A 5,639-nucleotide genomic window follows, 5' to 3' on the forward strand; every position below is an offset into this window, starting at 1 on the left:
TTAAGACCCCGCCCCCCCCCGATAAAACCCCCCCCACTCTCGGGGGCCGCGTCTGTTGTTTAAACGCGCCCGCCCGGGCCGGGCCGCCCGGTGACCTCCCGGGGGGCCCCGCCGGCGCCGCCGGGGCGCCGGCGGTCCCACCCGCGCCGTTCACTGCTCGCGGATGCCCCACGGCGAGCCGTAGGCGGTGAGCAGGTCGAGGAACGGGCGGGCCGGGAACGCCTCCGGGCCGAGCACGCCCGAGCCCGCCCAGGTGCCGGCGGCCACCAGCTCCAGCGCGACCACCGGGTTGATGGCGGTCTGCCAGACCACGGCCTGGGAGCCGTACTCGCGCATCGACCACTGGTTGTCGACCACGTGGTAGAGGTACACCTCGCGCGGGGCGCCGTCCTTGACGCCCTTCACCCAGGTGCCGGCGCAGGTCTTGCCGTGCATCCGGTCGCCCAGCGTCGCCGGGTCGGGCAGCACGGCCGCGACCACGTCGCGCGGCGACACCTCGGCGGTGCCCGCACCGCTGCGGACGGTCACCGGTGCGGTGCTGTCCAGGCCGAGTGCGTGCAGGGTCTTGAGCTTGCCGATGAAGTCGTCGCCCAGCCCGTACTTGAAGGTCACCCGCCGGGCGTCGACCCAGCGCGGCACCAGCAGCACCTCCTCGTGCTCGACGTTGACGCACTCCACCGGGCCGATGCCCTCGGGGAAGTCGAAGACCTCCGGCTCGCTGAACGGCGCGGTGGTGAACCAGCCGCGGTCCTTCTCCCAGACCACCGGCGGGTTCAGGCACTCCTCGATGGTGGTCCAGATGCTGAAGGACGGCGCGAAGTCGTAGCCCTCGACGGTCAGGTTGGCACCGTCGCGGATCCCGATCTCCTCGATCTCGTCGAACAGTTCGTCCGCCGCGTGCCGGGCGAACACATCGGACAGCCCCGGCTCCACGCCCATGCCGACCAGCGCCAGCCGGCCCGCCTTCTCCCACTGCTCGGCCTGCGCGAACTGCCCGTCGCCGAGCCGGACCCCGCACTCCTCGTACGGGCGCTCCGGGTGCGGGGCGGACAGCGACATCGCCATGTCGAGGTAGTCGGCGCCCGCCTCCAGCGCCGCCTCGAACAGCGGCATCACGAAGCGCGGGTCCGTCGCGTTCAGCAGGACGTCGCAGCGGTGCTCGGTGAGCAGCGCGACGACCTGCGCCCGGTCCGTCGACGCGCTGCGCGCCAGCGGGCGCCCGCCTCGCCGAGGGCCGCGACGGCGGCCTCGGCCCGCGCCAGGTCGTAGTCGGCGACGACCATGTGCTCGAAGAAGTCGCGGCGGGCCGCGATCCGGGTGATGGCCGTGCCGACACCGCCGGCACCGACGAGGAGTACGCGCATGGTGACCTCATTTCCGTTCCGAGGCTCTCGCCTCCGTGGGACCGATGCAACTCCTCGCCACCTGGTAACGTCAATGGCGTTGGCATAAGGCTCGCGCGGGCGAAGGAGCAGGCCGGTGGCGAAACAGGTGGTGGCGGAGGCCGACCGCAGGCGCAGGCGGCCCACCCGGCAGGGCGCGGTGCTCTCCGAGCGGATGATCGTGGAGACCGCGCTGCGGATGCTCCGCGAGCACGGCGGCGCCGGGCTGACCGCCCGCCGTCTGGGCCTGGCCCTCGGCGCCGACCCCAGCGCCCTCTACCGGTACTTCGCCGGCATGGACGAGCTCACCCTGGCCATCGGGGACGAGCTGATCGGCCGTGCCCTGGACGGCTGGACGGCGGCCGGCTCCTGGCGGGACGACCTGCGCGAGCTCGGGCTGCGCATCCACCGCTCCTACCTCGACCACCCGCAGGCCGCGGTGCTCACCGCGAGCCGGGTCACCGGCCGGGCCCGCGAGGTGGCCGCCGACGAGGCGGTCCTCGGGGTGCTGCGCGGCGCCGGCTTCCCGGACGCGGCTGCCGTGCGGATCTACCACGCGTTCATCGACCAGAGCCTGGCCTTCGCCGCCCTGGACGCCGCCTCGCTCGCCCTCCCGGCCGCCGCGCGGGAGGCCGACGAGCGGATGTGGGAGTCCACGTACGCCCGGCTGCCCGCCGAGACCCACCCGAACATCGCCGCCACCGCCGGGCTGCTGGCCGGGCGGATGACCGACAGCGCCTACCCGGTGGCGCTGGAGATGCTGCTCGACAGCGCCGCCGCGCAGCTGGCGGCGGTGCGCACCGACGCCGGTCGCTGACCGCCGCTCAGTCCGCCGCGGGCGCGGCCGCGGCGAGAGCGGCGGCCAGCACCTCGGGCGCGGCCGCCAGCGACGGCCCGTACCAGGTGAGGTGACGGCCGCTCACCAGCGCGGCGGGCAGGCCGGGGAAGGCCTCCGGCCCGTCGTCCGCGGCGAACCGGTACGGCTCGTCCGGCAGCACCACCAGCTGCGCGCCGCAGGAGCGGAGCTCCGCCAACGGGACGGCCGGGTAGCGCTCCGCATGGTCGGCGTACAGCTGGTGCACCCCGAGCCGCCGCAGCAGGTCGCCCGCGAAGGTGTCGCGGCCGAGCACCATCCAGGGGCGCCGCCAGATCGGCACCACGGCGGGGCGCGGCGGACCGGCGGGCCGCGGCGGGGCCTGCCAGGCCCGCTCGGCCTCGTCCAGCCAGGCCGGCCGGGGCAGCGCGCAGGCCACGGTCAGCAGGCGGTCCAACGAGGCGAGGGCCTGGTCGAGGGTGCGGACCTCGGTGACCCAGACGGCCGTTCCTGCGGCGCGCAGCGCGGCGAGGTCGACGGCCCGGTTCTCCTCCTCGTTGGCGACCACCAGGTCCGGCCGGAGCGCGGTGATCCGTGCGACGTCCGGGTTCTTGGTGCCGCCGATCCGCGCCACCGGCAGGTCCGCCGGATGGGTGCACCAGTCGGTGGCGCCCACCAGCAGACCGGGCGCGGTGGCGGCCAGCGCCTCGGTGAGCGAGGGCACCAGCGACACCACGCGGCGCACCGGGCCGATCCGGACCACCGTGCCCCGGTCGTCGGGGACGTCGCGGAACACCGGTGCCGAGGTCATGCGCCCACCGTAGCGGCACCGCCCGGGCCGGTCCGCGGGTCGGCGGCAGGGGTGCCCGGTCCGCGGGCGGTGCCCGGGCCACCGGTCCGCGGGTCAGCGGTCGCGGCGGCGCAGCCCCTCGCCGCGGAGCACCCCGCGCAGCCGGCCGAAGGCGGTGAACCGCTCCCGGTTGGCGACGGACGCCCGGTCGAGCTCCTCCATCAGCCGCCGGGAGCGGTGCTCCAGGTCGAGCTCGTCGAGGATCCGGTCCACCTCGGCCAGCAGGGCGCCGTGCAGCTGCCAGGCCTCGGGATGCTCCTGCACCCGGCGCAGCAGCATGTGGGCGGCGCGTTCCCGGCAGGTCCAGGCGGCGGAGAGTTCCGCGGCCAGCCGCTCCTCGGCCTCCTCGGCGCTCCGGCTGACCTGAGTGGTGACCAGGACGGAGAAGCTGACCAGGGCGCCGCCGACATGGGTGAGCAGTTCCTCCAGGGCGAGCGCGACGTCGGGCGGGAACAGTGCCTCGTCGCTGCCGCGGCGCTTGGCCAGGTCGGTCAGCGAGCGGGCCAGCACCCGGACGACCACCACGCAGATCTCCAGGGTGTCCAGGCCGGTGCGCAGGACGAGCCGGGAGAGCGTGCCCTCGCTGATCCTCGGGTTGAGGCGCAGGCTGTCCTCGGCCTGCCGCAGCGCCCCGTCGACGTCGGCGATCGCCTGGTCCAGCGCACGGGCCTCGTGCAGCCGGGCGGCCGCCTGCTCGACCGGGGTGTGGTCGCCCAGCGCGTCGCCGATCCGCAGCAGCAGGTGCCGGGCGCGCCGGGCGAGGTCCTCGATCGACTCGCCCGCCGTGTCGACCCAGACCGGCGGCGCGAACAGCAGGTTGAACAGCAGGCCGACACTGGCCCCGATCAGCGTCTCCAGGACGCGGTCCCAGGCCTGGCTGGCGAGCCGGGTCACCCCCAGGACGAGCATCGCGCTGATCGCGACCTCGTTGACGAACTCGTCGACCCGGACGAACTGGCCGATCGTCAGCGAGGCCAGGATGATCAGGCCCAGGCTCCACCAGGACAGGCCCATCACGGAGCTGAAGCCGATCGCGATCACCACGCCGACCACCACCGAGTTCACCCGGCGGATGCTGGTGGTGAGGGTGGAGTAGAGGGTGACCTGGACGACCAGGAGCGCGGTCAGCGGGGCGGTCAGCGGCGCCGGCTCGCTGCTCAACTGCGTCGCCACCGCGTAGGCGAGGGTGGCCGCCAGGGTCGCCCGGATCGTCAGGTGGACGACCGGGTCCCGCGTCCGGCGCCGGACCCGGGCCACCACCGTTCCGCTGTCACCAGGCACGGTCCACGTGTTCCCCGATCCGGGGCCCGCGCACCTGCCGCGAGCCGATCTCCCACCCGGACGGGCATACCGGACGGCCCGGCGGGCACCAGGGGAACGGGCGCCGGGGCAGCCGGCACCACCCGGTTGCAGCAACGGGCTCGCGGACGCGACCCGCCCGGGTTTCGCTGGGCGCACATCCGTGCAGGCGCAGGGAGGTCGGGATGACGAACGGCGGGTCCGGTCCTGGGGGCGGGGGTCGCGCCCGGCTGCTGGCACGGGCGTCGGTGCTCTGCGTGGTTGCGGCGCTCGTCGTCCTGGCGGTCGACACCGGCCTGGCCGGCGCGCTGGTGATCCTGGCGGGTCTGGGCGGCCTGGCCCTGACCGCGGTCGGCCTCTGGTGGGCGCTCGCGCACCACGGTCTGCTGCGCCTGGTCGGCGTACTGCTGGCGGTCGGCGCCCCGGTCGGCGTGGTCGCGCTGTTCGCGGGCAACGACCTGTGGCCCGCCGTGCTCGCCGCGACAGGTCTGTGGGTGGCGGGGCTCGCCGCCGGACGGGCGGCGCTGCACCAGGCCCGTCCGCCGAAGCCGATGCCGGCGCGGCCGGCCGGCCCGCTGCGCAGCCCGGTGCTGATCATGAATCCGAAGTCCGGCGGCGGGAAGGTCGGCCGGTTCGACCTGGTGGCGAAGGCCGAGGCGCTGGGCGCCCGGGTCGTCCTCCTGGACACGTCCACCGAACAGGACGTCACGGCGATCGCCCGGCAGGCCCTCGCGGACGGCGCCGACCTGCTGGGGGTGGCCGGCGGCGACGGCACCCAGGCGCTGGTGGCCGCCGTCGCCGCGCAGCACGGCGTGCCGTTCCTGGTCGTCCCGGCGGGCACCCGCAACCACCTGGCGATGGACCTGGGCCTGGACCGGGCCGACCCGTCGCTCAGCCTGGACGCGCTCCACGACGGCGAGGAGCTCCGGATCGACCTGGGCCGGGTGGCCGACCGGGCCTTCGTCAACTCGGTCTCCTTCGGTGTGTACGCGGAGATCGTCCAGTCGCCGGAGTACCGTGACGCCAAGACGGCGACGGCGCTCGCCGCCCTGCCCGACCTGCTGGTCGGCTACGCGGGGGCGCGGCTGACCGCGCAGGCGGGCGCCGAGCGGCTGACCGAGCCGCAGGCCGTCCTGGTGAGCAACAACCCGTACGCCGGCGCCGACCTGCTGGCCGCCGGGCGCCGGCCGCGGCTGGACCGCGGGGTGCTCGGCGTGCTGGGGGTGCGGGTGACCGGCGCCGCGCAGGCCGCGGAGCTGGCACTGCGCGGCGGCCAGGCCGCGGGTGTGACCCT

At 75.4% G+C, this 5,639-nt stretch carries 4 protein-coding genes and 1 pseudogene; 2 read left to right on the forward strand and 3 right to left on the reverse strand.

What is annotated here, in order from left to right; all coding sequences use genetic code 11:
- Nucleotides 1-150: 150 nt before the first annotated feature.
- A pseudogene (locus ACFV0G_RS29355) lies at nt 151-1,364 on the reverse strand (saccharopine dehydrogenase C-terminal domain-containing protein).
- Nucleotides 1,365-1,479: 115 nt separating this feature from the next.
- Here ACFV0G_RS29355 and ACFV0G_RS29360 point away from each other — a divergent pair.
- The gene (locus tag ACFV0G_RS29360) at nt 1,480-2,199 is read left to right on the forward strand and encodes a TetR/AcrR family transcriptional regulator (protein WP_380554555.1); all 720 of its coding nucleotides are present in this window, start codon (nt 1,480-1,482) and stop codon (nt 2,197-2,199) included.
- A gap of 7 nt (nt 2,200-2,206) precedes the next feature.
- Here ACFV0G_RS29360 and ACFV0G_RS29365 read toward each other — a convergent pair whose 3' ends face one another.
- Together ACFV0G_RS29365 and ACFV0G_RS29370 are read right to left on the reverse strand one after the other, a co-directional pair.
- Complete coding sequence (locus tag ACFV0G_RS29365; protein ID WP_380554558.1) at nt 2,207-3,007, reverse strand: helical backbone metal receptor; 801 nt, start codon at nt 3,005-3,007, stop codon at nt 2,207-2,209.
- A 93-nt stretch (nt 3,008-3,100) separates the two neighbouring features.
- Nucleotides 3,101-4,327, reverse strand: a complete 1,227-nt coding sequence (locus ACFV0G_RS29370) for an aromatic acid exporter family protein (protein ID WP_380554562.1) — start codon at nt 4,325-4,327, stop codon at nt 3,101-3,103.
- 203 nt (nt 4,328-4,530) lie between these two features.
- Between ACFV0G_RS29370 and ACFV0G_RS29375 the strand changes: the two genes are divergently transcribed.
- Nucleotides 4,531-5,639 (forward strand): diacylglycerol/lipid kinase family protein (locus ACFV0G_RS29375; protein WP_380554565.1); only part of this gene is annotated, 1,109 nt, incomplete at its 3' end.

The organism is Kitasatospora sp. NPDC059571 (assembly GCF_042735675.1).
Taxonomy (GTDB): domain Bacteria; phylum Actinomycetota; class Actinomycetes; order Streptomycetales; family Streptomycetaceae; genus Kitasatospora.

Coding starts and splice junctions, on each gene's coding strand:
- ACFV0G_RS29365 (WP_380554558.1), bottom strand. CDS start 3,007: ATGACCTCGGCACCGGTGTTCCGCGACGTCCCCGACGACCGGGGCACG.